Source organism: Actinomadura sp. 6N118 (genome assembly GCF_044326415.1).
Lineage (GTDB): Bacteria > Actinomycetota > Actinomycetes > Streptosporangiales > Streptosporangiaceae > Spirillospora.
Genome location: NZ_JBIRAZ010000010.1, coordinates 1 through 25824, shown reverse-complemented (window position 1 = coordinate 25824; position 25824 = coordinate 1). Strand labels below are relative to the sequence as shown.

Genomic DNA, 25824 nt, shown 5'->3' with positions numbered 1-25824 from the left:
GTGGGCCAAACGAGGAGTGCTCGGTCGGGCGGCCGATGTCCCTACAGCAGGCAATGGGGTCTGCGTGTTTGGCCGCGCCCGCGGGCAGGCTGGGCGGTTGAGTCTCATGGGATTCTCATGAACGCTTTATGCGGTCTTACCAGGTGGTCACGTATTCCTTGATCTCATGAAACGGCATTGGAAGCGCTGGACGCTGATCGGGGCCATCACCGCGGTGGTTCTCGTGGTGGGCGGCCCGTTCGTCTATATCAACTTCATCCAGAGCGACGCTCCCGAGCGTCTGTCGGTCTCGTCGGGCGCCACCGCGAGCGGCCCGGCGACCTCGGTGGACGGTACGTGGAAGGCAGGCTCCGGCTCGCAGGCCGGGTACCGCGTCAAAGAGGTCCTTTTCGGCCAGAAGGTCGAAGGGGTGGGCCGCACCAGCGATGTCACGGGTGACCTCACGCTGAGCGGTTCCAAGGTGGCGACCGGCTCGTTCACGGTGGACCTCAGTGCGGTCAAGAGCGACGAGGACCGTCGTGACCAGCAGTTCAAGGGCCGGATCATGGAGGTCTCGAAGTACCCGGACGCCACGTTCAAGCTGACCCAGCCCATCGACCTCGGCACGGTCCCGGCGGTGGGCGCGAAGGTCACCGCCAAGGCGACCGGAACGCTGAAGCTCAAGGACGCCGAGAAGGCGGTCACCTTCGACGTCACAGCCTCCCGCACCGGCGACGGAACGGTCGAGGTGAGCGGATCGATCCCCGTGAAGTTCGCGGACTACGGCATCGCGAATCCGAGCATCGGCCCCATCCAGACCGAAGACAACGGTCAGGTCGAGTTTCTCCTCAAGCTCACCCGCTCGTGACAAACCGCCCCAAGGGTCATGCCCACCGGGCATGCGGCCTTGGGTTGGTGCGGGGGAAGGACACGCGCCTTGAGTTGGTGCTGGGGAGGGCACGCGCCCTTGGGCTGATGCCGGGGGTGGGCATGCGCCCCTGAGTTGGTGCGGGGGCCGGGTGCCTTGGGGCAGTGGGCTGGCCCCCTTGGCTGGTGGCAGGGGCGGCGTGTGGCCGAGGCCGGGTCGCCGTTGGCGGGGGATTGGACCGGGGGCGGTGTCTTTCGACAGCGCCGTCCCTGATGCACGGCCCGGTCGGGGGAGCCCCCGATCCCGGCCGGGCCGTGCGAGAGGCCGGCGGGTTCCGGACGCCCAGGAGCGGGTGCGTCCGGAACCCGACCGGTCAGCGGCCCTTGATCAGGAGCCCTTGATCAGGCGGGTGGCCAGCACCGGGCTGAACGTGCCGGCGGGGACGCCGGCGCCGACGCCGCAGGGGCCGTCGGAGTCACCGGGGACCTTGATCCACAGCAGGTACTCGGCGCCGCTGGTGCCGCCCACGCGCGAGGTGGCGCCGAGCTTGCGGCCTGCGGGGTTGCACCACTGGCCGGCGACGCCGCCCTTGCCGTTTCGGCTGGTGTCGATGACGAACCGCTTGGTGTAGCGGTACTTGCTCTTGAGCGCAGCGTTCACCTTCTTGCCGTAGGCGGCGGACTGGGCGGTGGTGAAGAAGTTGGAGACGTTGATCGAGAAGCCTCGGACGTTCTTCACGCCGGCCGCGTTGAGGCGCGTCGCCATGGTGGCGGGCGCGATCCAGTTGGAGTTGCCGCCGTCCAGATAGGCGCGGGACTTCTTCGCCTTGGTCTGGAACTGCTTCGTCGCGTACGAGAGAAGCGCGGTCCGGGTCTTGCGCGACGCGGCGGGGAGGCAGTCCAGCTGAGCGACCGCGTCCGGCTCGATGATCACGACGGCGGGGCGGTTGCCGATCGCCGACGCGAACTTGGAGATCCAGGCGCGGTACTTGGCCGCGCTGCCCGCGCCGCCGCCGGAGTGGCCGCTGCAGTCGCGGTCGGTGATGTTGTAGGCGACGAGGATCGGGGTCTTCTTCGCCTTCTGGGCGGCCGCGACGTAGGCGGAGACCGACTTGCCGATGTCTCCGCTCCAGTTGCCGAACCACTTGGCGCCCGGCTTGGTGGCGATCGACTTCTTGATCGCCGCGGCGCGGGCGTCACGGGGGTTCTTGCGCACCCAGACGGCGGGGTTGGAGTTGGGGTCTACATAAAAGGGACTGGCAGCCTCCGCGGCGGCGTCCGACCCTGATCCGGTCTGCTGGTTCGCGGACTTGAGGTCCGCGGAACCCTGTGAGCAGCCGGTCAGGGCCAGCGCCAGCGCGCCGACGGCCAGGGAGGTTTTCCTGATCAGCACTTGACGTCTCTCCTCTGAAACCGGGGGAGACCATCACGCACGCGTGATGATCAACTGTGCCGAGACGTCAGTGTGGTACGAACCAGTCGCTTCTGGGCCAGAAACCACCAAATTCGTCGATCTTCATGGCCGGGAATCCTGTGTCCGGCGGGGGAGGAAGAGTAGTGGGATCAGCCCGATCGCCCCTATGCCTGCCGCCCACCAGAAGGTGTCGCTGAACGCGGTCGTGAGGAGGGCGGGGGTCTGGTGCGCTGCCGCTTCCCTGAGGTTGCCGCTCGCGCCGGGGACGTGGTCGCGGATGGCCACCTGGAGGATGACCGCGATCGCGGCGACGCCGAACGAGCCGCCCACGCGCAGGAGGATGTTCAAGCCGGTGGTCGCGGTGGGGATGGAGGTTCGCGCCAGGCCCTGGTAGGCGGTCGCCATGAGGGACGGCGCCAGCATGCCGTGCCCGACGCCGATCAGCAGGACGGCGCCCATGAGCGCAAGGCGCGGAGTATCGACGTCGATGCCGGTGAGCAGCACGGTGCCGGACATCATGATCAGAAGTCCGATGGGCGCGAGGAGCCGCGAGCCGTACCGGTCGGCCAGCTTGCCGGCGAGCGGCATCATGACGGCCGCCCCGACCCCCAGGGGAGCCAGGAGCATCCCGGCTTCCAAAGAGGTGTCGCCGCGCACGATCCGCGCGTACAGCGGAACGAGCATCATCAGGCCGAACATCGCTCCGCTGTAGAAGAACAGCCCGCCGACCGCACTCGCCCAGGCCCGGCTGCGCAGCAGCCGCAAGTCGACCAGCGCGCCGTCGCGCTTGCGGAGCGCATGCACGATGAACGCGGCGGTGAGGGCCACCCCGCCGATGGCGCTGATCACGGCACGCGGTCCGCCGCCGCCCTCGGATGCCTCGGACAGCCCATAGACCAGGGCGGCCAGTCCAGGCGAGAGCAAGGCCATGCCGAGGAAGTCCAGCTTGCTGCCGGGGTCGCGGTCGCTGTCGCGCGGCAGCAGGCGGATCGCGGCGATCAGCGCGAACACGCAGAACGGGATGTTGACGTAGAACATCCAGCGCCAGTCGAGATGGTCGACCACGACGCCGCCGAGCAGAGGGCCGAGCACCGGCGCCAGCATGGCGGGCACCGAGACGATGCTCATCACCCGTCCCATCCGTTCGGGCCCGGCGGCGCGGGCGAGCATGGTCTGCCCGACCGGCAAGAGCATCCCGCCGCCCAGTCCCTGGACGACACGGAAGGCGACCAGAGACGTCACGTCCCAGGCCATCCCGCAGAGCAGCGAACCCGTGATGAACAGGCCGAGCGACACGAGCCACATCGTTCGCGCCCCGAACCGCTGCACCGCCCAGCCGGTGAGGGGGATCGCCATCGACAGGGCAAGCATGTAGCCCGTGGCCACCCACTGGATGGACGACAACGAGGCGTTGAAGTCCTGACCGAGTGTCGGCAGTGCCACGTTCACGATCGTCGTGTCGAGGATCGTCATGATCGCGCCCAGGACGACCACGATCGCCAGGCGCCGGAGATGCGGGTCCATCGCGGACTTCCCGGCGGGGGCGCCGGTCTGCGTGGTCGTCATTCTCCGCGCCCTCCTCAGCTTCCGTACGGCGTATCGCTAACCGTACACCGTATCGAGCGATCCGTACACCGTCTCATTTCGGGCGTACGGCGTACGGTCGGTGGGTAGGATCGGGGTCGTGTCAGAGACCAAGGGCGTACGCGAGACCGAGGACACCGCCGCACCCGCGAAATCGACCGTTCCCGATCTTGTTTGGGCACGGCCGCGGGGCGGGCGCCGGCCGAGGCTGACGCGCGAGGCGATCGTCGAGGCGGCGATCAGGCTGGCCGACGCCGAAGGCCTGGAAGCGGTCTCCATCCGGCGGGTGGCGAGCGAGCTGGGTGTGCGCGCGATGAGCCTCTACACGCACATCGAACGCAAAGAAGACCTGCTCGCGCTCATGATCGACGAGGTGGTCCCGGAGATCCTTGTCCAGGGCGAGCTGCCCTCCGGCTGGCGCGAGGCGATCAGTCTGATCGCCCGTCAGGAACGGGACTACATCCTGCGGCATCCGTGGATCGTCGAACTGTCGGGTCAGCCCAACCTGCCTCATATAGGGCCGAACGCGTTGCGGCACGTCGAACAGTCGCTGTCCGCCGTCTCCGGGCTCACTGATGACCCGCAGGCACAGGTGGAGATCGTCGCTGCGGTCGACCACTACATGCTGGGCTTCGTCGTACGCGAGGTGACAAGCCGGCAGCGAAAGCAGCTGGCGGGCCTAGGGGAGGACGACCTCGACGAGCTGGACCATCCTTACTTCCGCGACCTCATTTCCTCGGGAGAGTTCCCTCACCTGGAGCATGTCTTCAGGCGCGGTATCTACGGTGGGGAGCATTTCGAGCGGGGCCTCACCTGGCTGCTGGACGGCATCGAGCGGCAGTACGGCGTTGCGTGAACCTTGGATGTACTAGCTGGAAACCCGTAGCGTAGGCGGAGCTGTACGAGCCGCGACGACGAGACGGGGACTCCAGGTGCGGGCAACGAGGTTCACGAGTGCGGCCGTCGTGCTGACGCTCGCAATGGCGGGATGTAGCGCAGCCAAACCTGAAAAGCCGCCCGCCCAGACTCCCTCCGCGAACGCACCCGCCGGGCTGGGGACGTACTACAACCAGAAGATTGACTGGACGGACTGCGGTGGCGGCTTCCAGTGCGCCACTGCCAACGTTCCGCTCGACTACGCCAAGCCGACCGCACGTCAACTGAAGCTTTCTCTGATCCGCCTGCCAGCCCAGGACCAGGCGCGTCGCATCGGATCGTTGTTCACCAACCCGGGTGGTCCCGGAGGCTCCGGTGTCGAGTTCATCCGTTCCAACGGCCGCGCATTCGGCGCCGACCTGCGTTCACGTTTCGACATCATCGGCGTCGACCCCCGCGGCGTCGGCAAGAGCGATCCCGTGCGCTGCATGGGCGGCCCGCAGCTCGACCGCTTCTTCGCCACCGACGCCTCGCCCGACGACCAATCCGAGATCGACAAGGTCTCCGTCGAGAGCAGGACGTACGCCGACAACTGCAAGGCCAAGGCACCCGATCGCCTCCCTTACGTCGGCACCGTCAACGCGGCCCGCGACCTGGACGTCCTCCGCGCCGCCCTGGGCGACCAGAAGATGACCTACTACGGCGCCTCCTACGGCACGTACCTGGGCTCGTTCTACGCCGAACAGTTCCCGCAGAACGTCCGAGCCCTCGTCCTCGACGGCGCCGTCGACCCCAAGGAATCCTCCACCCAGACCCTGGTCGAGCAGTCCAAGGGCTTCGAGACGGCCCTCCGCGCGTTCGTCGCCGACTGCGTCCAGCTCCCCGACTGCCCCCTGGGCACCAACCCCACCGCCGCGATCGCCAAAATCGCCGCGCTCCAGAAGCAGGCTGACCAGAAACCCCTAACCAACCGCCGCGACTCTCGTCTCGTCACCGAGACCCTCGTCACCATGGGCATCGCCCTGGCGCTCTACCTCAAGCAGCTCTGGCCTAGGCTCCGCGAAGCCCTGACGCAGGCCATCCAGAACGGCGACGGCACGTTCCTCCTAGCCCTGGCAGACCAGATGGTGGAACGTGAGCAGGACGGCACATACAGCAATCAAACCGACGCCAACATGGCGGTCAACTGTGTGGACAAGCCCAGCCCGCCGAACGTCGCCACCTACAAGAAGTCCGTAGACGAGGCAGCCAAAGCCTCACCGCATTTCGGCCCGTTCGTCGTCTGGGGCGGCCTGCCCTGCGTCTACTGGCCCGCCAAGGCCCAGGCGAAGCCCAAGCCCATCACCGCCAAGGGCGCGGCCTCCATCCTGGTCATCGGCACCCTTCGCGACCCCGCCACCCCGTACAAGTGGGCCCAGTCCCTAGCCGCTCAGCTCGACTCGGGCGTCCTCCTGTCCCTGGACGGCGACGGCCACACCGCCTACCTCCAAGGAAACCCCTGCATCACCCAGGCCACCGACCAGTACCTGGTAACCGCCAAACCACCGAAGGACGGAACCCTCTGCCGCTGATGCGCACGCACCGCCCGGGACCCGGTAGACTTTTGCCCGCCGTCCTAGCGCGGCAAGCCGCCTTAGCTCAGTCGGCAGAGCGATTCACTCGTAATGAATAGGTCATCGGTTCGATTCCGATAGGCGGCTCCACCTCAGAGGCCCGTTCCGATCTTCGGAACGGGCCTCTTGCTGCGAGTGCCTGACAAACTGCCTGACTAGGCGGCCTCGCCGTCCTCGGTGAACACCTCATCCATGGCTTCGGCGCCGGCCAGCAGCGCCGGGCGGATCCTTCAGACCCCGGCGGAACCAGTCGGGCATGGTGTCCTCTGAGCGCGGGAACCAGCGGTTCTCGGTGGCGAAATCTTCTGCGGTCGGCGCGGACTCGAAGGTTGGTTCGGCATGTCGGTTGTAACTGATCGTGAACTTGCCGGGCGGGTCGACGATGTACTCAAACCCCACCCAACTTCCCGCACCTTCGGCATACATACCCTTGCGGAGCTGCATGAACTGACGCCAGACCTCCGGTGGGAAGCTCCAGCCGCGTGTTGAGCGGTCGGGCATCAGCACACCGGCCGACATTTCGCTGTGCTTCCCGATCGTCAGGACGCGGACCACCAGGCGCTGCCAGCCGTCGGGCAAGGTCGGCACCACCTGCACGGTGATCTGGTCGAGTTTTTGTTTTTGTTCGGACGGACTGAGCTGGGGCCAACGGGGCATGTGCTGGGACTTCTCCTTTGGTGACAAGGAGGGCGATCTCTCATGAGTCGGCCCCGGGTCGGTCGATGCTGCCAGGTTAGAGATCAGTCGAGCCGGTCAGGTTCCGTGATCGTCCACCCCCGCGGTCCCGATACCGGTCCGTCCGAGTGGTCAGCGGGATCGAGGACGACGGCTTCTGGCCCAACTACTGGCGCGAGGTGACCTACACCTTCAGCGCCCGGGGATACGACGTCCTCCAAATCGACGGTGACAAGGACGCCGGATACGGTGGCCCCTTCATCACCGAGGTCCGCGCCTTCGAGGCAGACCGGAGTTGACCTCCTGCCGGAGCCGTGCGGGCACCCCGATTGCACAGCCGGGGCCGCCCGCCCGGCGCCGGGCAAAAACCACGCCACGGCCATAGACACCGCTACCAGTAGTGGCGATCGGGAAACGAGGGTTTCTAGCCGGACCGGCATTCCGACCCCACGATGATGAGGGCGTTTGTAGAGCATTGGCGAAGGTGAAATGGACTTCGCCAATGCTGATGTCTTGCCATGGCGCGCAAGGGGCAATCTCACCAGCACGGTCGCCCATGCTGTGCTGCAGTTCGTGCCCCGCTCGGTCATCAAGTCTCAGATCATCACTGAACGTCGACAGTGACAGTGTCGACGAACTCGCCTAAGCCGCACTGGAAGCCCTTCTAAAAGCACCCTCACTATGGCGTGCCGGATCCGCCCCGGTGACCGGGCCTCAGGCCGAGCCAGGCCTCACTCATCGCTGGATAAAGAACGACAAACTTGCCGGTGCGGGATGGGTCGCTGCGCCGTCCAGAAAAGTAGAGGTTCTTGGATGGGGATGGGTGTGGACGACTGCGCTGTTGCGGGCGACTCACAAGGGCGGCGCGGGTGGGAGAGCATGGTCGGCTTCGTCTGATGCTGGGGCCATCGGGGCGGCTGTCTATTCGTGATCTGAAGCCGACTCGGCGGTGTCGCCTGGGGGTGTTTCGGGTTTGGTGTAGAGGATTTCGCGAGCCTGTTCGACGGCGCGGGTGAGGTTCTCGGTGACGAAGTCGAGGAAGCGGGCGGTGTTCTCCAGGCGGGTGGCGGCCGGGGTGCCGGGGCCGAGGATGTGCACGCCCTGTCGCGCGGTCTCGACAAGCAGGGCGTTGTCCCGGACGCTGCGGATCATCGACTGGTACCAGAGGTCGTCGTCGACGACGTAGCGCTCGCGGCGGCGTGCGTCGCGTTCCCGGCGGATGAGTTCCATGCTCTCGAGGAAGGTGATCGCTTTGGAGACGGTCGCCGGGCTGACTTTGAGGCGCTGGGCGAGTTCGGAGGCGGTGAGGCTGCCGGAGTCGGTGGTGTAGAGGCAGGCCAGTACCCGGGCCATCATCTTGGGCAGGCCCGAGGTCATGAAGACGGTGGTGAGCGTCTCCTCGTACTCGCGCACGACCTCGGCGTCGCGTCCGTTGAGCTGCGGAACCGTCTCCGAACCCCGCGGCGTGGCCTGCTTGCGCCTGTGCGCGCGACGTTCGGTGGCGCGGTGGGCCAGGTCGGCGCGGTAGCCGGCGGGGCCGCCGTTCCGCATCACCTCACGCGTGATCGTCGACGTCGGACGATCGAGACGCCGGGCGATCTCGGCGTAGGCCAGGCCGTCGGCCAGCCCCACCGCGATCTGCTGGCGTTCCTGCTGGGTGAGCCTGCCTCCCGGCATCACGACCCCCTTCATGCCCCACGGGTGCTCCATGGCGCTGCTCGGCGTTCCTTGACGCCACCATAGCGTTCACCTTCAACACATTGCAACGATCGACAGTCGCACGTTGCGTTAAACGCGAAGGCTGTTGCAATGATTGTTCTGTCTCTACCTGCGTAAATGCTGTTTCGAGGCAAAGATCTTGTTGTGGGAATCTGGAAAGCAACGTAGCTTTTGCGTTGTTCGAAACGACGAGCCGCAAGCGCAAAGGGAGAGCACGATGCAGAAGTTCAACACCCCCGCCCCGATCTCCGCCGTCCTTCACATCCCCGCGGGGCGGGTGCAGTTCATCGCCGCCGACCGGGCCGACACCACGGTGGAGGTCCTGCCCGCCAACGCCTCCAAGGGCCGCGATGTGAAGGCGGCCGAGCAGACCACCGTCGAATACGCCGACGGCGTCCTGCGGATCGCGGCCCCGGCGGGGAAGAACCAGTACCTGGGCCCGTCGGGATCGGTCGAGGTGACGGTTCAGCTGCCCGCTGGTTCCAGGGTCGAGGGTAAGGCCGCCGCCACCGAGTTCCGCGCCGTCGGACAGCTGGGCGATGTGACGTTCGAAGGCGCCTACGACCAGATCAAGCTGGACGAGGCCGCGAGCGTCCGCCTCACCGCCGTCGCCGGTGACGTCGAGGTCGGCCGCCTCACCGGGACCGCGGAGATCAGCACCAGCAAGGGCGACATCCGCGTCGCTGAGGCCGTGAGCGGCACGGTCACCCTGCGTACCGAGATGGGCGACATCGAGGTCTGTGCGGCGCCGGGCGTCTCGGCTTCGCTGGACGCGGGCACTGGTTACGGCCGGATCAGCAACGGTCTGAAGAACGATGGCTCGGCCGACCTGGACATTCACGCCACCACCGCCTACGGCGACATCGCCGCGCGCAGCCTGTAACCCCGCAGCCTGAGCCGCAGCCTGTAACCCCGCAGCCTGAGCCGCGGCCGGTAACCCGCGGCCTGTGATCCGCAACGTGTGACCCGCAGTCTTTGTGAAGGAGCAGCATCATGACGAACCTGGCCATCGCGGTGAACGGGCTGCGCAAGTCCTACCGCGGCAAGAAGGGCGACAAGGTCGTTCTCGACGGCATCGACCTGGCCGTCCCCCAAGGCACAGTGTTCTCCCTGCTTGGCCCGAACGGCGCCGGTAAGACCACCACCGTGCAGATCCTGTCCACCCTGCTCCCCGCCGACGGCGGCACCGTCCAGGTCGCCGGCTACGACCTGACCCGCCAACCCGACCAGGTGCGCGGCGCGATCGGCGTCACCGGCCAGTACTCGGCGGTCGACAAACTCCTCACCGGCCAGGAGAACCTGCTGCTGATGGCCGACCTGCACCACCTGCCCCGCAAAGCTGGCAAACGCAAGGCCGCCGAACTGCTGGAACGCTTCGATTTGGTCGACGCCGCCAACAAACCGGCCCAAACCTACTCGGGCGGCATGCAACGCCGCCTGGACCTGGCGATGACCCTGGTCGGCGACCCCCGCCTGATCTTCCTGGACGAACCCACCACCGGCCTGGACCCCCGCAGCCGCCGCGCCATGTGGAGCATCGTCCGCGACCTCGTGGCCGACGGCGTCACCATCTTCCTCACCACCCAATACCTGGAAGAAGCCGACCAGCTCGCCGACCACATCGCCCTGCTCGACCACGGACACCTGATCGCCCAAGGCACCGCCGACCAACTCAAACGACTCATCCCCGGCGGCCACATCTCGCTGCGGTTCACCGACCACGACACGCTCACCGGCGCACTCACCGCACTCGGCCAGGGATTCATCGACCCCTCCGACGACGACCGGCTCACCCTGCAGATCCCCTCCGACGGCGGCGTCGCCTCACTACGCCACCTGCTCACCCGGCTGGACACCGCCGGGATCGAACCCGCCGACCTCACCATCCACACCCCCGACCTGGACGACGTCTTCCTCACCCTCACCGGCCAGCAGCAGAACCAGCCACAGCCCAACCAGCCACAGCCCAACCAGCAGCAGGACCAGCAGCAGAAGGAGTCCCTGCGATGAGCACCCCGACCCTGGCCGCACGCGACTCAGCCACCATGATCCGGCGCCAGCTCAAACGCCTGATCCGCTACCCCTCCATGACCATCCAGCTGATCATCACACCCGTCATCCTGCTACTGGTATTCGTCTACGTCTTCGGCGGCACCCTGGGCAACGGCATCGCCGGCGCAGCCGGCGGTGGCCGTGACGCCTACGTCAACTACGTCGTCCCCGGCATCCTGCTCATGGCCGCCGCCACCGCCGCCACCGGCACCGCCGTCATGGTCGCCACCGACATGACCGAAGGCATCATCGCCCGCTTCAAAACCATGCGCATCGCCCGCGCCTCGGTCCTGACCGGCCACGTCGTCGCCAGCGTCATCCAGCAACTCCTCGGCATGACCGTCCTCATCGCCATCGCCACCGCCATCGGCTTCCGCCCCAACGCCACCCCCATCGAATGGCTGGCCACCACCGCCCTGCTCACCCTGTTCGCCGTGGCCATCACCTGGCTCGCGGTCGCCCTCGGCCTGACCTCCCAAACCCCCGAAGCCGCCAGCAACGCACCCATGCCCCTGATCCTGCTGCCCTTCCTGGGCAGCGGCTTTGTCCCCACCGACTCCATGCCCACCGCCATCCGCTGGTTCGCCGAATACCAGCCCTTCACCCCCATCATGGAAACCATCCGCGGCCTCCTGCTCGGCACCCCGATCGGCAACAGCGCCACCACCGCCACCGCCTGGTGCGCTGGCATTGCCCTGGTCTCCTACCTGTGGGCCAAGAACACCTTCAACAAAGCCTGACCATGAACCGGCCATACAGGGCCGTCAGACCCGGGTCTGACGGCCCTGAACCTTTCCGCATACCCCGGCACCGATCCAGGGCCAAACCGGCGCTTCCGGCACGGACCCCCAACCCGTGACAACAGCAACCACATAACCGTGGCCCACCACAGCGTCACTTGGACCTGGGGGTCACGCTCGGGCGAACACCGCTTGACCTCTTGGGCCGAGTTTCTGGACACCCCCAACGCGCGCGAGCACGTGAGGCTCGGTGGTTCAGGGGGCTGGGATCCTGCTGCCGCGATAGCAATAGCGCTGGCGACAGCGATGGCGCTCGATCTTGACTCTGAACGCGTGGGGCCGATGTCCCTTCTCGCCGGGTCGGGGTGACCGTCAGCAGAACACCTTGCCCGCAAGGGCGTACAGCTTGTCGGCCGACGGCGGTGTGGAGCCGAGGTTGACCGACAGGTTCATCTGCCGTCCGTCGTCGGAACGGAGCGCGTAGGTCGTGTAGCCGATGAGCTGACCGCTGTGCCCGATCATGCGCTTGCCGCAGGGCAGCGCGTACTCCTGGAGGCCGAGCCCGTACGCGAACCCGGCGTCGGTGGGCCGTACGGTGCGCATCGCGGCGAGCGCCGAGGGGGACAGCAGCCGCCCGCCGAGCAGTCCGTCGAGGAACCGGCCGAGGTCCCGGGTGGTGGAGATCATCTCGCCCGCCGCCCAGTCGAGGGAGGGGTTCATGCGGGTGGCGTCCACGGTCCGCCCGTCCGGCAGCAGCGCGTAGCCGTGCGCGTGCGGGCGGGGGAGCCCGGGGCGGTCGCCGGGAACGATCGTTTGGGTCAGCCGGAGCGGTCGTAGAACGCGTCGTTCCACCTCCTTCCCGTAGGGTCGCCCGGTCAGCCGCTCGATCAACCGGCCCACGACCACGTAGTTGGTGTTGGAGTACCTCCAGGTGACGTCCGGGGGATTCTGGGCGGGGATGCGGAACGCCTGCGCGAGGAGCCGGTTGGGCTTGTAACTGCGGAACCGTTCCGCCCCGCGCCAGCGGTTGGTGGACCATCCCGGGTCGCTCATGTAGTCGCGGAGCAGACTGGTGTGCTGGAGGACCTGCCGCACCGTGATGTGCTCCCCGTCTGGGACGACGCCGGGCAGGTGCTTGGCCACAGGGTCGTCGAGTCGCAGCCGTCCTTCATCGACGAGCTGCAGGAGAACGGTTGCCGCGAACGTCTTGGTGACGCTGCCGATCCGGAAGTACCCGGCTGGATCGGCGGGCCGTCCCGTTCGGACATCAGACACGCCCGCCGCGCCGGACCACTCGCCGCCGCCCGCGGTTCGTACGCGGAGCAGAACGGCCGTGGCCGCCTTGGTTTTCACCAGATCGTTCAACGTCTCCTGGAAACCGTCCTGGGACGACCGGGTGTGGCTCGACTGGGGCTGCGCCGTTCGCGCGTCAGGAGCGGTGAGGACGGCCATGGCCGCCGCAAGGGCCGCCGCCGTAGCGCCGGACACCGCGAACGCCGTCCATCGGGAAAATTTGATCACGGGTGGACGCTACGGAGCCGCACCTGTCGTGCCCATGGGGACGACCGCCCGTCCCTCCTGTGGGAAACCGCACCCGCCACGCTGCGGATCTTCCGTCTCTGCCTTACTCCGGCCGACCCCGCAACAGGGACGACAGAACGCCGAACAATCCAAGGTCACAGGCCCTCTAACTCTGGACACGGACAAAAGCGACACAGGGGGGCAAACATCAAGCGGATCACGATTGCGGGATTGGCGGTTGCCGGGATCGTCACGGGCGGTGCGGCGATGGCCTCGCCGGCCTCGGCGGACACCCAGACCGCCACTGCTGACGGCCACGGTTTCCCTCAGACACTGCGGCAGGGGGACAAGGGCAATGAGGTTCTCGCCCTGCAGTGGATGCTCAACTGCCGGGGCTACTCGGTGGCGACCAAGAAGCAGCCGAAGCCGCCTGGGCACTTCGGGCCCACAACCAAGAAGCAGGTCACCAAGTTCCAGCAAGCCGACGGGCGCGCGGGCAAGCCGGATGGTCACGTGGGTGCCGCCACCTGGCACAGCCTGTACACCAGGACCGGAATCATCTCCCGCGGCGCCAAGAGTGACTGCGTCAGGGCGGTGCAGGTCCTGCTCAACAAGGACACCTCCAACGGAAAACTGCGAGTCGACGGCCAATTCGGCGATCGCACCGCCGCGAAGGTGCGGGGCTTGCAGAAGGGCCTCGGCCTGAACGTCACCGGCCAGGTCGACGTCAAGACCTTCCACGCGCTGGCCTACTACCACGCCAAGGACTCCTGACCGCCGGCGGCCGGTGACGGCCCCGCGGACAACAACGGCTCCCCCTCAAAGGCGAGGCGGGGGCCTTCTTATGTGGGTGGGCGCCGCGTGTGAAGTTTTTCTGAAGTCAGCCGGGTGAGTCGTCACATCCGATCGGTTCGAGCCGTCAGTGCAGTAGATCGACGACCTCGTACTGAATCGGAGAAAGCCATGACGATCCTGCTCACTGGTGGCACGGGAACGCTCGGAAAGTTTGTGACGCCGCTTCTGGCAGACGCGGGCCGCAAGGTGCGGGTGCTCAGCCGGAGCAGCCATGAGGCCAAGGACGGCATCGAGTACGTGACCGGGGATCTGGCGACCGGTGAGGGACTCGAGGCCGCGATCAGTGGCGCCGACACCATCGTGCACTGCGCCGGAAGCGCCAAGGGCGACGAGGACAAGGCGCGGAACCTGGTGGAGGCCGCCGCACGGGCCGGTGCCCCGCATCTCGTGTACATCTCGGTCGTCGGTGCTGAGCGGATGCCCATCGAGAGCAAGGTCGACCGGGCGATGTTCGGCTACTTCGCCGCCAAGCGGGCCGCGGAACTGGTTGTGGCGGAGTCGGGACTGCCGTGGACGACCCTTCGGGCCACGCAGTTCCACGACTTCTTGCTGACGGCGGCGCAGGGGATGGCCAAGATGCCGATCATTCCGGTGCCGACCGGGATGCACTTCCAGCCCGTCGACGCCAGGGATGTGGCAGCCCGGCTGGCCGAGTTGGCGCTCGGTGAGCCGGCCGGTCTGGTGCCCGACATCGCCGGGCCGAACGTGTACGGGATGGGGGAGGCCATCCGCAGCTACCTGAACGTTGTCGGCAAGCGCCGGTTGATGGTGCCGGTCAAGCTTCCCGGCAAGGCCGCCCGCGCGTACAGCGACGGTGCCAACCTCTCCCTCGACGAGGCCACCGGTCAGCGGACCTGGGAGGACTTTCTGGCCGAGCGTGTCGGCGGAGGTGTCAGTGGCCTTGGCGTGGGGTGATCGCGATGACGGCCGTGTCGTCGTGATGGCCGTCGCCGACCCATTCGGACGCCAGCATCTGGACGTGCTCGACGATTTCGTCCGGTGTCATTCCGCCGCATCGGGCCAGCTCCCGCTGCAGCCGGTCTTCACCGAACATCTCGTCGCCTCCGGGGCCGCCCCTGGCTTCGGTGACTCCGTCGGTGTGCAGGAGGCAGATCTCCCCGGGCGCGAGCTCGACGGTGACCGTGTCGGTCGAGAGCTGCTCCATGACGCCGATGAGGGTGCCGACCGTCGGTACCTCCTCGACGGCGCCGCCGGCCCGGATGATCAACGGTGCGGGATGTCCGGCGCTGGTCAGCCGCAACCGCACCCGTTCGCCGTGGCGGCGTACCGAGGCCAGCACCAGGGTGACGAACTTGGTGGGGTCGCCGTTCAGCAACATCATCTGGTTCAGCCGGCTGAGGACATGGTGGTGATCGTCGGCGAGCGGCAGGAGCACCTGGAGGGCGTTGCGGATCTTGCCGGTCAGCACGGCGGCCTGGAGGCCCTTGCCGCACACGTCGCCCAGCACCACCAGCGATTCCTGGTCGCCGTTGCCCGCCGGGTAGAGGTCATAGAAGTCGCCGCCGACCCGTTCGCCGCTCCCCGACGGCCGGTATCTGGCGGCCAGCTCGACCCCGTCGAGATCACGGGCGCGGGGAGGCAGCAGCTCGCGCATGAGGATCTCGGTGATGGACGTCTGCTCGGCGTACAGGCGGGCGGCGGACATCGCCGTACCGGCCCGGACCGCGACCATCCGCGCGAACGCCTCCTCGCCCTCGGTGTACGCGGCGCGACCGGCCCGTCGTACGAGCACCATGGCACCGGCGGGGGCTCCCGGGCCGGGCAGTGTCGTCACCATCATCGAACTCGGCGCGTCGAGCAGGCCGCGGAAGAACCGTTCCGGAACGGTCGCGGGATCGATCCAGCGTGCCACCGCCGAGGGGAATCCCCGCAGAGTCTCGGCCAGACCAGGCACCTCGCCGGGATCAATGTCCAGGTCGTCGTTGACCACTTGCCCGTCGGGACCGCAGAATACGGCCGAGTATCCGCGACCGGTCTTCGGCACCACCACCAGCGCCAGATCAGCAAGATGCCGTGCCGCCAAACGCACGGTCGCATTCAGGCAGAGACCGACGTCCAAGGACGCGAGGTCGTTTGACACCTCAGTCAGGAATGCGGCCCGCTCGCGCTCGATTCGCAGCGCATCCGAGGCCGACTGCTGATCGGTGCTGTCGGCAAGCCACCAAACGATATGGGGAACGCCCTTATCGGTCCAACGAGTCGGATGCGCCTCGAATGTCCGGTCACCTATCGGGCCTCGTACGGGGGTGGCCGGGGTCGTGCGGCTCTCGCGCATGAGATGCCGATGGGCCTGGTGGAGCCAGGTCGGCGCGGCGTCCGCCAGTGGTACGCCGAGCTCCGCGATGCCGAACAATACCCGGGCCGCATCGTTGATCTGTCTGATCACGCCGTCGGTGTCGGCGGCCAGCGCCGGATAGGGAGCAAGGGCCCAGATCGGCTCGTCCGCCTCACGGTCTGTGTCCTTGGATCGCATCACGAAAGCGTTCACATCCACAACTCCGTGGAGGGCTCCGTTCCTCAACATCAAGAACGTGGCGCGGAAGTTCGGTTTCCCACCCTATCCAGGACGGCCAATCTTCTTTGTCATTTCCGTCCGATTTCTCTCACGCCATCAAAGATCGAATAGCGGGATCCCGAACTATGGCCACCCGGTCATGTGCGGCATTGGCCGATCATGCTCCGGGGATGGCGCCATCGTGCCGATCTTCCACGACAGAACGGGCGATTATCGATCGCCATCACGGCCCTCAATTTCGGCCAGGACGTTGATGCCTTTAACGACGCCCACCCGAGGACCGCGCGGGGCTGGTCAGCCGGACGCGGGCGCAGGGACGGAGGAGTCGGAGAGGTGCTCGCCGAGGATTGTGAGATGGGTCTCGCGGGCCTTGGCGTGGAGTTCGATGCCGGCTTCGGTGGGCTTGACGAAGACGCCGCGGCGGTCCGCTTCGCAGAGGCCGCGTTCCACAAGGCCGTGCTTCTCCAGGCGGGCGACCGTGCGGGAGAGGGCGCTCTGGCTCAGGTACATGTCGGAGGCGAGCTCCTGCATACGGCACTTCTCTGACTGAAGGTCGATGAGGCGGTCCAGGGCTTCGAACTCGCTCATGGACAGGCCGTGTTGCGCCTGCAGCTCGCGATCGAGGTGGCAGGCGACCTGGTTGTAGCAGGCCGCGAGGCTCCTCCAGCGGCCGACCAACTCGGGCTCCGACTCCATGGGCGCATCTTAGGGGACGGGTGTTGATGGATGCAAACGCATTAAATGCGTCAGAAATTCTTGCGTAGACATTTGATGCGCGTGCATGTACTGTCCTCCGACGTGACTATCACCGAAACGTCTCCCGTCACTAAGACGGCCCAAGCCACCGAGCCCGGCGAGCAGCGCTGGACCCCGCGACTGTGGGGCGTCCTCGCGGTGCTGTGCGCCGTGTTGTTCCTTGACGGTCTCGACGTGTCGATGGTGGGTGTGGCCCTGCCGTCGATCGGCGCCGAGCTCGGCCTGTCGACCACTTCGCTGCAGTGGATCGTGAACGGCTATGTGCTCGGGTACGGCGGTCTGCTCCTGCTGGGCGGCCGAACGGCCGACCTGCTGGGCAGGCGCCAGATCTTCCTGATCGCGTTGGCCGTCTTCGCCATCGCCTCGCTGATCGGCGGTCTGGTCGACAACGGCACGCTGCTCATCGTCACCCGTTTCGTCAAGGGACTGGCGGCCGCGTTCACCGCGCCCACCGCGCTGTCCATCCTGACCACGACCTTCCATGAGGGCCCCGCGCGCAACCGGGCACTGTCTGTGTTCTCGGTGTTCGGCGCCAGCGGTTACTCGTCCGGCCTGATCCTCGGCGGCCTGCTCACCAGCTTCGGCTGGAGGTGGACCTTCCTCACTCCGGTTCCCCTCGCGGTGCTCGCTCTGGTGGCCGGTTACTTCTTGATCCCCCGTGACAAGCGCGCCGAGGAGGGCGGCCACGACCTGGTCGGCGCGATCACCTTGACCGCGGGCATGTTGCTGGCCGTCTACACGGTGGTGTCGGCTCCCGAACGGGGCTGGCTCGACCCGGTCACCCTTGGTTCCGTGGTGCTGGCCGTGGCACTGCTGGGAGCGTTCTTCTACACGGAGAACAAGGTGGCCCACCCGTTGATCCGTCTCGGCATCCTGAAGGTCGGCACGATCGTGCGGGCCAACCTGAGCGTCGTTGCGCTGATGGGCTCATACCTCAGCTTCCAGTTCATGATGACGCTCTACCTGCAGGACGTTCTGCACTGGTCGCCGCTGAAGATGGCGATGGCGCTGCTGCCTGCCGGTCTCCTGGTCGCCTTCGGCTCACCGTTCATGGGACGCCTGATCGACCGGTACGGGACGTCACCGCTCATCCTGACCGCGATGATCTCGATGTCCCTGGGCTATGTGTGGTTCCTGTCGACGGCTGGGGACGCACCGCACTACGCGTTCACCGTGCTGCCGACGATGCTGCTGCTGGGCGGAGGGTTCGCGTTCGGCTTCAGCTCCATCATGGCTCAGGCGACGGAGGGCATTGCCGACCACGAGCAGGGTCTGGCTTCCGGCCTGGTGCAAACCGCGATGCAGGTCGGTGCCGCTTTGGTGCTGGCAGTGGTGACCGCCCTGCTCTCGAGCGGCTCCGTGGGCGGGAACGACTTCGGCCAGTTCCACCCCGGCATCAACCTCGTCACCGGGGTGGCGTTGGCCGGGCTCCTGTTCAACCTCGTTCCGCTGATCCGGCGCCGCTACCAGCCGCAGCACGCCTGATCGTTCCGCTGACGTGGGCGTCCTCCCCCTCTGACCCGGGAGGACGCCCACGTTTCTGCTTGCCTTCTACTTGCTACTTGCCACGTTTCCAGAAGGCACGCTTGGTGGTGCTCTTGCCGGTGGTGGCGCTCTTGCCCGGATCACCAACGAAGTCGGCCAGGACCTGCAGGGCACGCTCCCAGAGCACGTCGAGATCCGCGGGGGCGGTTTCGGCTCGTACGACCTGGAGGTCCGCCGCCAGTGCCACAAGCGGTGCGACGAGTTTGCTGTCGACACCTCGCCCTTCCAGGCGGTGAACGATCAGCTCCAGCTTGGTGAGCAGCTCCTGGAGGTGCTCTACGTCGCGTTGGTCGCCGACCCGCCGGAGCCGCCGGAGCTCTTTGCCGAGGTCATGGCGGGCTCCGGAGAGTGCCTGGGCTGAGTGGACACTTCCATGCCTGCCACCTGGCCTGCCAGCGCGGGGACGTCCGGACGCCGGTGACGCAGAAGCGGCAGACTCTGCAGAAGCGGCAGACTCCGGAGCGCTTCCGAGGTCTATCGGCCGCGCACTGCTCCCACGGAAACCGCCGGGCGCGGCAGGGGCCGCAGGGGGCGCTCCAGCGGCAGCTGGCGCGGGGGGTGCTCCGAAAAGGTCTGCCGCAGGGGCCGAGCCCTGGGCGGACAGCGGCGCGCCACCGTAGGACATAGGCAGGGCCGCCCCCGGAGCGGCCAGCCTAGGTGCCATAGCGGGCCCTGCGTCCCATCCATCCGGCATCTCGACCGGCTGGACGACTTGATGGGGTGAGCCTTCGCGTTCAGCCACGACCCGGCTGTCCACCGCCACGAACGCGGTGAACCTGCAAAGCACACCGAAGCGCAGCGACGTGTCGACGATGCGGCGTTCGAGGTCGTCACCACCGTCGACCGCGTACCGATCTTCCAGGTCGCGCAGATGCGCGCGGGCCCAGATGGCCGCAGTCGCAGGGTCCTTGGTCACGGTGCCGGCGGCGGTCTGTTCCCATGGGGAGCTGTCGGACGTGACGCCGCGTACGGTCAGGGTCCCGGACGGCGAGGTCCCGGACGGCGAGGCGCCGCGGTACCGGCCGGAGATCACCAGCGGTACGCCGGGGAACAAGGCGCCGAGGCGGCGAGGCGCGATCGTGTCCGGCACGAGCTCGAGACCTTCGGGATGCAGGGTCAGATCGGTGGCGAGCGGGGCGCCGATGCGGTGGTGGATGTGCTCCATCGCCTCGTCAAGCCGGTCTTCGGACTCGACGAGCTCGCATCGGCCTTCACCGTCGGCGGCGAGGCGGTGCAGGAAACCCGCGTTCACGGCGCGGTCGATGCCGACCGTGTGGACACGGACGCCGCGCAGGCGCGGTGCCAGGTGCCTGAGAATCTGGTCCTCGTTGCCGACCTGGCCGTCCGTGATCAGGACGACGACACGATCGTTGGCGGAGTCGGCCAGCAGCGTGCACGCCTCCTCCAGCGGCTGCAACATCTGCGTGCCGCCACGCGCATCGACCGAGGCGAGATGCTCCACCGCGCGGAACCGGTTGCGGTCGGTCGCGGCGGACAGCCCCGAGCCCAGGTCGCGCGGCCGTTCGATGACGTTGTCGAACGAGAGCACCGCGAAACGGTCGTCACCGGTGAGCGTGTCGACGATCCGTGCCGCGGCCCGCCGTGCCGCGACCATCTTCCAGCCGTGCATGCTGCCGGAACGGTCGAGGATGAGGACGACGTCGCGGGAACGGCGCTGGGACGCGCCCGACGGCAACACTGTCAGCGTGAACGTGCCTTCTCCAGCGAACGTGCCTTCTCCGGAGAACGTGTCGGCCTTTTCCTCAGATTCGTCCGGAGTGAGAGACAACGCCACCGCCTCGTCATCGCCGTCCCCCGGCGTGTAGGCGAGGCGCAAGATGAAATCCCTGTTGAGGCGTTCGCCGGGCTGAAGGCGGACGGTCGTACGGCCGCTCTCGCCGTTCTCCCGGCTCTCGGCCACGACGTGCAGCGCGGAACGGATCTCGGCGAGCGGCAGTCCGGCCGGATCGATGTCCGCGGTGACCGACAGGCGGACCGGATTGGGGAAACCCGGCAGCAAGACCGGCGGGCTGATCCGTGAGGCGTCCGGCACCGCGTCGGTGTCGGGCGAGACGCCGTCACCCGCGGACGCGTCGTCCAACGGGGCACCGGGGATGAACCGCTGGGCCACCACGAGCGGGAACCGGAAGGTCGCGGCGTCGTCCTCGTACGGCAACGGCTGGTTGAGGGTCAGGCGGATCGTCACCCGTTCGCCGGGGAGGATGTTCCCGACCCGCATGGTGAAGACATCGGGCCGTTCCTCCTCGGCGATCGCGGCGCGCTTGCCTGCGGCGATCGCATTGTCGTAGTCCTGCCGCGCCTGGCCGCGTTCCTTGAGCGTGCCTTCGATCACCCGGTCGGCCGCCTCCATGCGCATCGCGGTGACGGCCGCGCGGTCGGGCAGCGGGAAGATGTACGTGGCTTCCAGCGGCACGTCGAACGGGTTGCGGAAGCCCTGCACGACCTCGATGCCTGCGGCCAGGCCGGTGATCGTGGCATGCACGTCGACGGAGTCGAGCGGCAGGTTGCCCTTGTCGGTGGCGAGTGCGCCGAGTCCGCCGTCAGGTGCCGGGGGCGGCGCTACGGGCTCTGGCAGCGGTGTGATGTGCACGGTCACGAGGACCTCCCGGGAGTGGCGGCGGACTGGGATTTGGTGTCGGTGCCGATCAGGCCTCGCCGCCGGAGCTCGTCCAGCAGGGGCCGCGCCGCCGTCTCGATCGCGGCGAGGTCGGCTTCATCGAGTGACGGAACGTTCAAGAGCAGCGTGAGGTCAGGCGCCAGCCGTACACCTTGAACGAGCTGAGCGGCCCCCGCCTGTGCGGCTGCCTCTCGACCGGCGTGCGGGTCGCGGGACGCGGCCGAAGCATCGGGCGTGATCAAACCATCGGGCGCGGCGGAACCATCCAGCGCGGCCGACGCATCGACCGTGGCTGGACCATCCAGCGTGGACGAAGCATCCAGCGTGGCTGAACCGTCGAGTGTGGCTGGGGCGTCGGGGGTGCCTGCGCCGCTGGGGGGTGTGGTCCAGAAGCGGCCACGCTGCGGGGCCGGCGCTGCGGGGACAGGCTCGTCGAGGGGCTCGCCGGAGGGTTCGTCAAGAAGCGTGGAAAGCCGGGCGATCTGCTGGAGGGCGGCGTCAGGGGCGCCGGTGAGCTCGGTCTGGATCTCGGCGATCGAGCGGCCGGCGGCCTGGCGGCGTTTGATCGCGACCAGCTGGAGGAGATGGCGGCGACCGTACAGCGCGGTGCGGCCGCGGCGGCCCAGGGGCGGGTCCACCAGGCCGATCGTGGTGTACCAGCGGATCAGCCGCTCGTTGGGGAGATCGCGCACCCGGCCGTTGGCCCGCGGGGAGTCGTCGGCGGCGAGGGCCGCGACGGCGCGGTCCGCCAGCTCGGTGATGGTCCAGATGCTCTCCATGGTTCTGATAGTGACACTGTAATAATGACAGTGTCAACTACGTCGGCCACGTCAGGTGATCATGGACTTTCCCCCGAGTCGGCATCAAGAAGGTCAAAGTCCTTGAACTCGCGACGTCAGGGGCTCACGCTGGCGACTTGGGCAGCCCTGGACGGCTGGAGGAGAAGGGGCGTTCGGTGCGGATCATCGGTGTTGGCACGTCCAACGCCGGAGCCTCTGCCTGGTCGCGATACCGCATGCTCGTCGCGGAACACCGGCAGGAACGGCTCCTGCTTCGTGGCGTCCTGGCTTGCGGCATCGGCGTCGTCGTGGCCGGGCTCAGCGTGTGGTGGGCCGGTCCGGGCACCGCCATGGCCGCGTTCGCCGCGTTCACCGTGTACGAACGCACCCGCCCGAGCCCGGCGACCAGCTGGCGGCAGGGCGCGGTGGCCGAGCGCCGTACGGGGCGCAGCCTCGCAAGGCTCGACTCCGCGGGTTTCCAGGTTCTGCATGACCGGGCGCTGCCGGGCGCACCGGCGACCAACCTCGACCACCTGGTCATCGGCATCACCGGCGTGTACGCCATCGCCAGCCGGCGGTGGCGCTGGGGTCTGCGGCTGCGTTCCGAGGGGCGGCGGTTGTGGGTCGGCAACAAGCCCGCGGGGGACCTTGCCGGTGCTGCCGCGCGGGCTGCCCGGACGGTCGCCGAGCTGCTCTCGCTGGAGCTTGATCATGAGGTGCCGGTGACGCCGATGGTTTCGGTCCATGGGGCGAAAGTGCCGCGGAGCGGGCTGCGTCACGGCGGGGTGCTCTTCGTGGCGGCCCGGCCGCTGCCGGATGTTCTGTCAGCCCGGCCCGTGGTGTTTACCAGCGCGCAGGTGGCGACCGTCACCGCCGCTGCAGAACGGATGCTTCCGCCGATGCTGGAGACGCTTTTCCGCAAGTAGGAACGTCGAGTGTCGGGTCCTGTAACACAATTTCGTTCTGTCATTAATGCCCGGTCATATCGCCTGACCAGTCTCATTGCTCCTCGTGTCGCCTTGAACGCGTTGAGGTATGCGACGCAGGTCCAAGCAGTCGATCTCTACAGTCCGACAAGCCGTACAATCCCGACTAATGCCATTAAGTGCATCACTAGTGGATGGAATAGCGGATCGCGATCAAGGGCTGGACACAAACATTGCGGCCATTGGAGTTCGATCCTTTGAAATCGCCCATGAAGAGACTGAAGAACCTTTAGTTTCAGTAGCATGAATGACCACCTCCTGGTCGAGGCTTTGCGATCACGAGACTCCGGTGCGCCCGCTGCGTTGTACGAGGCGTACGCCGACCGGCTCTACGCGTACTGCTGGTTCCAGCTGCGCGGCCGCGACGCCGCCCAGGTGGCGCTGCGCGACACGTTCATCGTGGCCGAGTCGCATATCGACAAGCTGCGCGATCCAGACCGCTTCGGGCCGTGGCTGTACGCCGTCGCGCGGCTGGAGTGCGGGCGCCGGCTGCCGTACGGAAGTCAGCCGCCGGACCTGCCGGTCGCCAGCCATGACCAGGAGGACGTCGACCAGCGGATCATGGCGTGGCAGGCCGTGCAGGGGCTGGCGCCGCTCAGCCGGGAGATCCTGGAGCTGCGCGTACGGCACCAGCTCTCCGTGCCCGATCTCGCCGCCGTCTTCGACCTGCCGGTCAAGGAGGCCCAGGGTGCGCTCGACCGGGCACACGGCGAGCTTGATGTGGCCCTGACAGCCGAGATCCTGGCGCACCAGGGGCCGTACGGCTGTCCCGAACGCGGCATGATCCTCCGGGAACGCCGCGGCGAGATGGACCACGACCTGCGTCTCCGGCTCCTGCGTCACGCCGAGGAATGCCCGTTGTGCGGGGCGTTCCGGCCGCGAACGGTCTCGGCCGCCAAGGTGTACGGGCTCCTGCCGCAGGCCGAGCCGCCGGACGCGCTGCGCCTGCGCGTCATGAGCTGCTTCCTCGACCCGGAACTCGTGGGATACCGGCTGTTCGTGGCGACCCGGATCACCGAGTTCACGCCTGGTGGCTTCCCGGCCCAGCCGCGCCGCTCCGTCCTCCCCCGCCGCCCCAGCCTCTCGCGAGGCGGCGCCTTGCCCTGGTGGCAGGGCGGCCGTCGCCTGCCTGGGTGGCGACGGGGCGAAGGGCGCCGTTCACCATCCGGCGCCGCAGCACCTGCCACCGCAGCACCCGGCGGCACACCATCCGGCGCCGCGGCATCCCGCGCCGTAGCACCAAGCGCCGTAGCACCAAGCGCCGCGGCATCCGGCGGCACATCACCCAGCAGCACACCATTCGGCGGCACATCACCCGTTGGCGCAGCACCCGGCGCCGGGTGGGGCGGCCGTCGTGTCTCTGTGGTCGGCCCGCTCGCCGACGTCATACGCGACGGGCGTTTGCTGGCCGGTGTGCGAGGACTGGCGGTCGCCGCAGTGGTCGTCCTCCTCCTCGGCGCCGGCGCCGCGGCGTTCAACTGGCTCGTCGGCGCCAACGACCGGGAGACCGGAACGACCGCGTCGGGCCGCCTGCCGAGTCCCGGTGTGGCGCCGATCCTCCCGCCCACCGGAGCGCCGTACGATCCGCCCGACAACTCTGGAGTGGGCGAGTTCGCCAGTTCGCCGGTGTCCGCGACCTTCCCCCTTGGGGCGCGCCGCTCGGCCGCTCCACCCACCGCGCTGCCGTCACCGCCACGCAGGGAATACCACGCAGCACCCGATGACGGCTCGCCAGCTCCAGGGCGGCCCGGGGGCAGCGGCACGCTGTCGGTGTCCCCGCTGTACATCGACCTGGCGGGCGGATCAGATGCTGCGGTCACGCTCCGAGCTGATGGCGGCCCGGTCACCTGGCGTGTCGTTACCTGGGGTCCCGTACGGCCGAGCGACTCCTCAGGCCACCTCCAGAACGGCCAGTCGATCACCCTCGCCGTGCACGTCTTCCGGCGGCCCGGCGGTCATGGTGAAGGCGGCATCACGTTCCTTCCCGGCGGCCAGCAGGTACACATCACCTGGCGCCCCGTTCCCCGCCCGTCTCCCACTCCCACAGACCCCGGTACGCCGACGCCCACACCCACCACGCCAACGCCCACCCCGCCTGGTACGCCGCCCCCGTCGAAGCCGTCCACCCCGCCGCCCTCCTCAACCCCGCCTTCGTCCCCACCGAACTCCGATCCGCCCCCGTCGTCGGACCCGCCCCCGTCGAGCAGCGAGCCCCCGCCGCCTCCGCCGCCCGCGTCGACACCGTCATCCGACCCGCCTCCGCAGTCGCCGCCCGCTTCAGAGTCCACCCCCGAGCCGAAGGGCACCGGATGACCCTGAGTGGGCACGCGTTCGCGCAACGACCGGAGTCACGGGTAAGCCCGCGCCCGGTCCCGCCCGAGCTGGCCCGCCTTGTCGCCCAGGTCCAGCTGGTCGAATGGCCCCTCTGGACGGAGCCCGCCGCTCGCACCCGCCGCGAGGTCGTCGAACTCTGCCGCCTCCAAGCCGCCCGTGGCCTCACCCTCCTGTCCTGGCTGGCCCAAGACGGCCTGGACGGAACAAGCCCACCGGCCATCGGCCCAGCCCCCGCCATCGACCCAGCGCGTACGCCGCCCGCGCCTGCAAAACACCCGCCCGCCACCCCACCCGCCGCCCCCCCACCCGCCGCCACCCCCCCCGCCCCCCCCCCCCCCGCCCCCACCCCCCCCGC

General features: G+C 67.9%; 22 protein-coding genes and 1 tRNA gene. 14 read left to right on the top strand and 9 right to left on the bottom strand.

Going from position 1 to position 25824, the window contains the following annotated elements; genetic code table 11:
- The first annotated feature begins 166 nt into the window (after positions 1 to 166).
- Positions 167 to 847, top strand: coding sequence for a YceI family protein (locus tag ACH34W_RS25485; protein ID WP_395963553.1), 681 nt, complete (start codon positions 167 to 169; stop codon positions 845 to 847).
- 387 nt (positions 848 to 1234) lie between these two features.
- Here ACH34W_RS25485 and ACH34W_RS25480 read toward each other — a convergent pair whose 3' ends face one another.
- Together ACH34W_RS25480 and ACH34W_RS25475 are read right to left on the bottom strand one after the other, a co-directional pair.
- The gene (locus tag ACH34W_RS25480) at positions 1235 to 2239 is read right to left on the bottom strand and encodes a glycoside hydrolase family 6 protein (protein ID WP_395963552.1); all 1005 of its coding nucleotides are present in this window, start codon (positions 2237 to 2239) and stop codon (positions 1235 to 1237) included.
- Positions 2240 to 2362: 123 nt separating this feature from the next.
- Positions 2363 to 3826 (bottom strand): MDR family MFS transporter, encoded by a 1464-nt coding sequence (locus ACH34W_RS25475; protein WP_395963551.1) that lies wholly within the window; start codon positions 3824 to 3826, stop codon positions 2363 to 2365.
- A gap of 118 nt (positions 3827 to 3944) precedes the next feature.
- Here ACH34W_RS25475 and ACH34W_RS25470 point away from each other — a divergent pair, with 118 nt between their 5' ends.
- From ACH34W_RS25470 to ACH34W_RS25460, 3 genes are all read left to right on the top strand, one after another.
- Positions 3945 to 4700, top strand: a complete 756-nt coding sequence (locus ACH34W_RS25470) for a TetR/AcrR family transcriptional regulator (RefSeq protein WP_395963550.1) — start codon at positions 3945 to 3947, stop codon at positions 4698 to 4700.
- Between the two features lie 76 nt (positions 4701 to 4776).
- Entirely contained in the window at positions 4777 to 6291 is a 1515-nt protein-coding gene (locus ACH34W_RS25465; RefSeq protein ID WP_395963549.1) for an alpha/beta hydrolase, read from the top strand.
- A gap of 56 nt (positions 6292 to 6347) precedes the next feature.
- Positions 6348 to 6423: transfer RNA gene (locus ACH34W_RS25460), tRNA-Thr, on the top strand.
- 96 nt (positions 6424 to 6519) lie between these two features.
- Here the strand turns inward: ACH34W_RS25460 and ACH34W_RS25455 are convergent.
- On the bottom strand, positions 6520 to 6990 hold the full coding sequence (locus tag ACH34W_RS25455) for a hypothetical protein (protein ID WP_395963548.1): 471 nt from the start codon (positions 6988 to 6990) through the stop codon (positions 6520 to 6522).
- Positions 6991 to 7136: 146 nt separating this feature from the next.
- Between ACH34W_RS25455 and ACH34W_RS25450 the strand changes: the two genes are divergently transcribed.
- A complete protein-coding gene (locus ACH34W_RS25450; RefSeq protein ID WP_395963547.1) occupies positions 7137 to 7307 on the top strand; it encodes a hypothetical protein in 171 nt (56 codons plus the stop codon).
- 622 nt (positions 7308 to 7929) lie between these two features.
- Here the strand turns inward: ACH34W_RS25450 and ACH34W_RS25445 are convergent.
- Positions 7930 to 8685, bottom strand: coding sequence for a helix-turn-helix domain-containing protein (locus tag ACH34W_RS25445; RefSeq protein ID WP_395963919.1), 756 nt, complete (start codon positions 8683 to 8685; stop codon positions 7930 to 7932).
- Positions 8686 to 8944: 259 nt separating this feature from the next.
- On the opposite strand from ACH34W_RS25445, the gene ACH34W_RS25440 reads away from it, so the two are divergent.
- The 3 genes from ACH34W_RS25440 to ACH34W_RS25430 all read left to right on the top strand — a co-directional run bounded on the left by ACH34W_RS25440 (position 8945) and on the right by ACH34W_RS25430 (position 11519).
- Positions 8945 to 9610, top strand: a complete 666-nt coding sequence (locus ACH34W_RS25440) for a DUF4097 family beta strand repeat-containing protein (protein ID WP_395963545.1) — start codon at positions 8945 to 8947, stop codon at positions 9608 to 9610.
- A 110-nt stretch (positions 9611 to 9720) separates the two neighbouring features.
- Positions 9721 to 10737 (top strand): ATP-binding cassette domain-containing protein, encoded by a 1017-nt coding sequence (locus ACH34W_RS25435; protein WP_395963544.1) that lies wholly within the window; start codon positions 9721 to 9723, stop codon positions 10735 to 10737.
- Positions 10734 to 11519 (top strand): ABC transporter permease, encoded by a 786-nt coding sequence (locus tag ACH34W_RS25430; RefSeq protein WP_395963543.1) that lies wholly within the window; start codon positions 10734 to 10736, stop codon positions 11517 to 11519. Before ACH34W_RS25435 ends, ACH34W_RS25430 begins: the two co-directional genes overlap by 4 nt.
- Positions 11520 to 11891: 372 nt before the next feature.
- Here the strand turns inward: ACH34W_RS25430 and ACH34W_RS25425 are convergent, their stop codons facing one another.
- On the bottom strand, positions 11892 to 13040 hold the full coding sequence (locus tag ACH34W_RS25425) for a serine hydrolase domain-containing protein (protein WP_395963542.1): 1149 nt from the start codon (positions 13038 to 13040) through the stop codon (positions 11892 to 11894).
- 231 nt (positions 13041 to 13271) lie between these two features.
- On the opposite strand from ACH34W_RS25425, the gene ACH34W_RS25420 reads away from it, so the two are divergent.
- Together ACH34W_RS25420 and ACH34W_RS25415 are read left to right on the top strand one after the other, a co-directional pair.
- Positions 13272 to 13814, top strand: a complete 543-nt coding sequence (locus ACH34W_RS25420) for a peptidoglycan-binding protein (RefSeq protein WP_395963541.1) — start codon at positions 13272 to 13274, stop codon at positions 13812 to 13814.
- Positions 13815 to 14003: 189 nt separating this feature from the next.
- Complete coding sequence (locus ACH34W_RS25415; RefSeq protein ID WP_395963539.1) at positions 14004 to 14810, top strand: SDR family oxidoreductase; 807 nt, start codon at positions 14004 to 14006, stop codon at positions 14808 to 14810.
- Here the strand turns inward: ACH34W_RS25415 and ACH34W_RS25410 are convergent.
- Both ACH34W_RS25410 and ACH34W_RS25405 read right to left on the bottom strand, forming a co-directional pair.
- Entirely contained in the window at positions 14788 to 16404 is a 1617-nt protein-coding gene (locus ACH34W_RS25410) for a PP2C family protein-serine/threonine phosphatase (protein ID WP_395963537.1), read from the bottom strand. The genes ACH34W_RS25415 and ACH34W_RS25410 overlap by 23 nt on opposite strands.
- A gap of 321 nt (positions 16405 to 16725) precedes the next feature.
- Entirely contained in the window at positions 16726 to 17127 is a 402-nt protein-coding gene (locus tag ACH34W_RS25405; protein ID WP_395963536.1) for a MarR family winged helix-turn-helix transcriptional regulator, read from the bottom strand.
- 102 nt (positions 17128 to 17229) lie between these two features.
- Between ACH34W_RS25405 and ACH34W_RS25400 the strand changes: the two genes are divergently transcribed.
- A complete protein-coding gene (locus tag ACH34W_RS25400; RefSeq protein WP_395963535.1) occupies positions 17230 to 18672 on the top strand; it encodes an MFS transporter in 1443 nt (480 codons plus the stop codon).
- Between the two features lie 73 nt (positions 18673 to 18745).
- Here ACH34W_RS25400 and ACH34W_RS25395 read toward each other — a convergent pair whose 3' ends face one another.
- Together ACH34W_RS25395 and ACH34W_RS25390 are read right to left on the bottom strand one after the other, a co-directional pair.
- The gene (locus ACH34W_RS25395) at positions 18746 to 21349 is read right to left on the bottom strand and encodes a VIT domain-containing protein (protein ID WP_395963534.1); all 2604 of its coding nucleotides are present in this window, start codon (positions 21347 to 21349) and stop codon (positions 18746 to 18748) included.
- Positions 21346 to 22149: a MerR family transcriptional regulator gene (locus ACH34W_RS25390; protein WP_395963533.1), complete on the bottom strand. Its 804-nt coding sequence runs from the start codon at positions 22147 to 22149 to the stop codon at positions 21346 to 21348. The genes ACH34W_RS25395 and ACH34W_RS25390 overlap by 4 nt, the downstream gene beginning before the upstream one ends.
- Before the next feature lie 137 nt (positions 22150 to 22286).
- Between ACH34W_RS25390 and ACH34W_RS25385 the strand changes: the two genes are divergently transcribed.
- The 3 genes from ACH34W_RS25385 to ACH34W_RS25375 all read left to right on the top strand — a co-directional run.
- On the top strand, positions 22287 to 23075 hold the full coding sequence (locus ACH34W_RS25385; protein WP_395963532.1) for a nuclease-related domain-containing protein: 789 nt from the start codon (positions 22287 to 22289) through the stop codon (positions 23073 to 23075).
- A 303-nt stretch (positions 23076 to 23378) separates the two neighbouring features.
- Positions 23379 to 25448, top strand: coding sequence for a hypothetical protein (locus ACH34W_RS25380; RefSeq protein WP_395963531.1), 2070 nt, complete (start codon positions 23379 to 23381; stop codon positions 25446 to 25448).
- On the top strand, positions 25445 to 25824 hold a 380-nt coding region (locus ACH34W_RS25375; RefSeq protein ID WP_395963530.1), incomplete at its 3' end, for a hypothetical protein. The genes ACH34W_RS25380 and ACH34W_RS25375, both read left to right, overlap by 4 nt.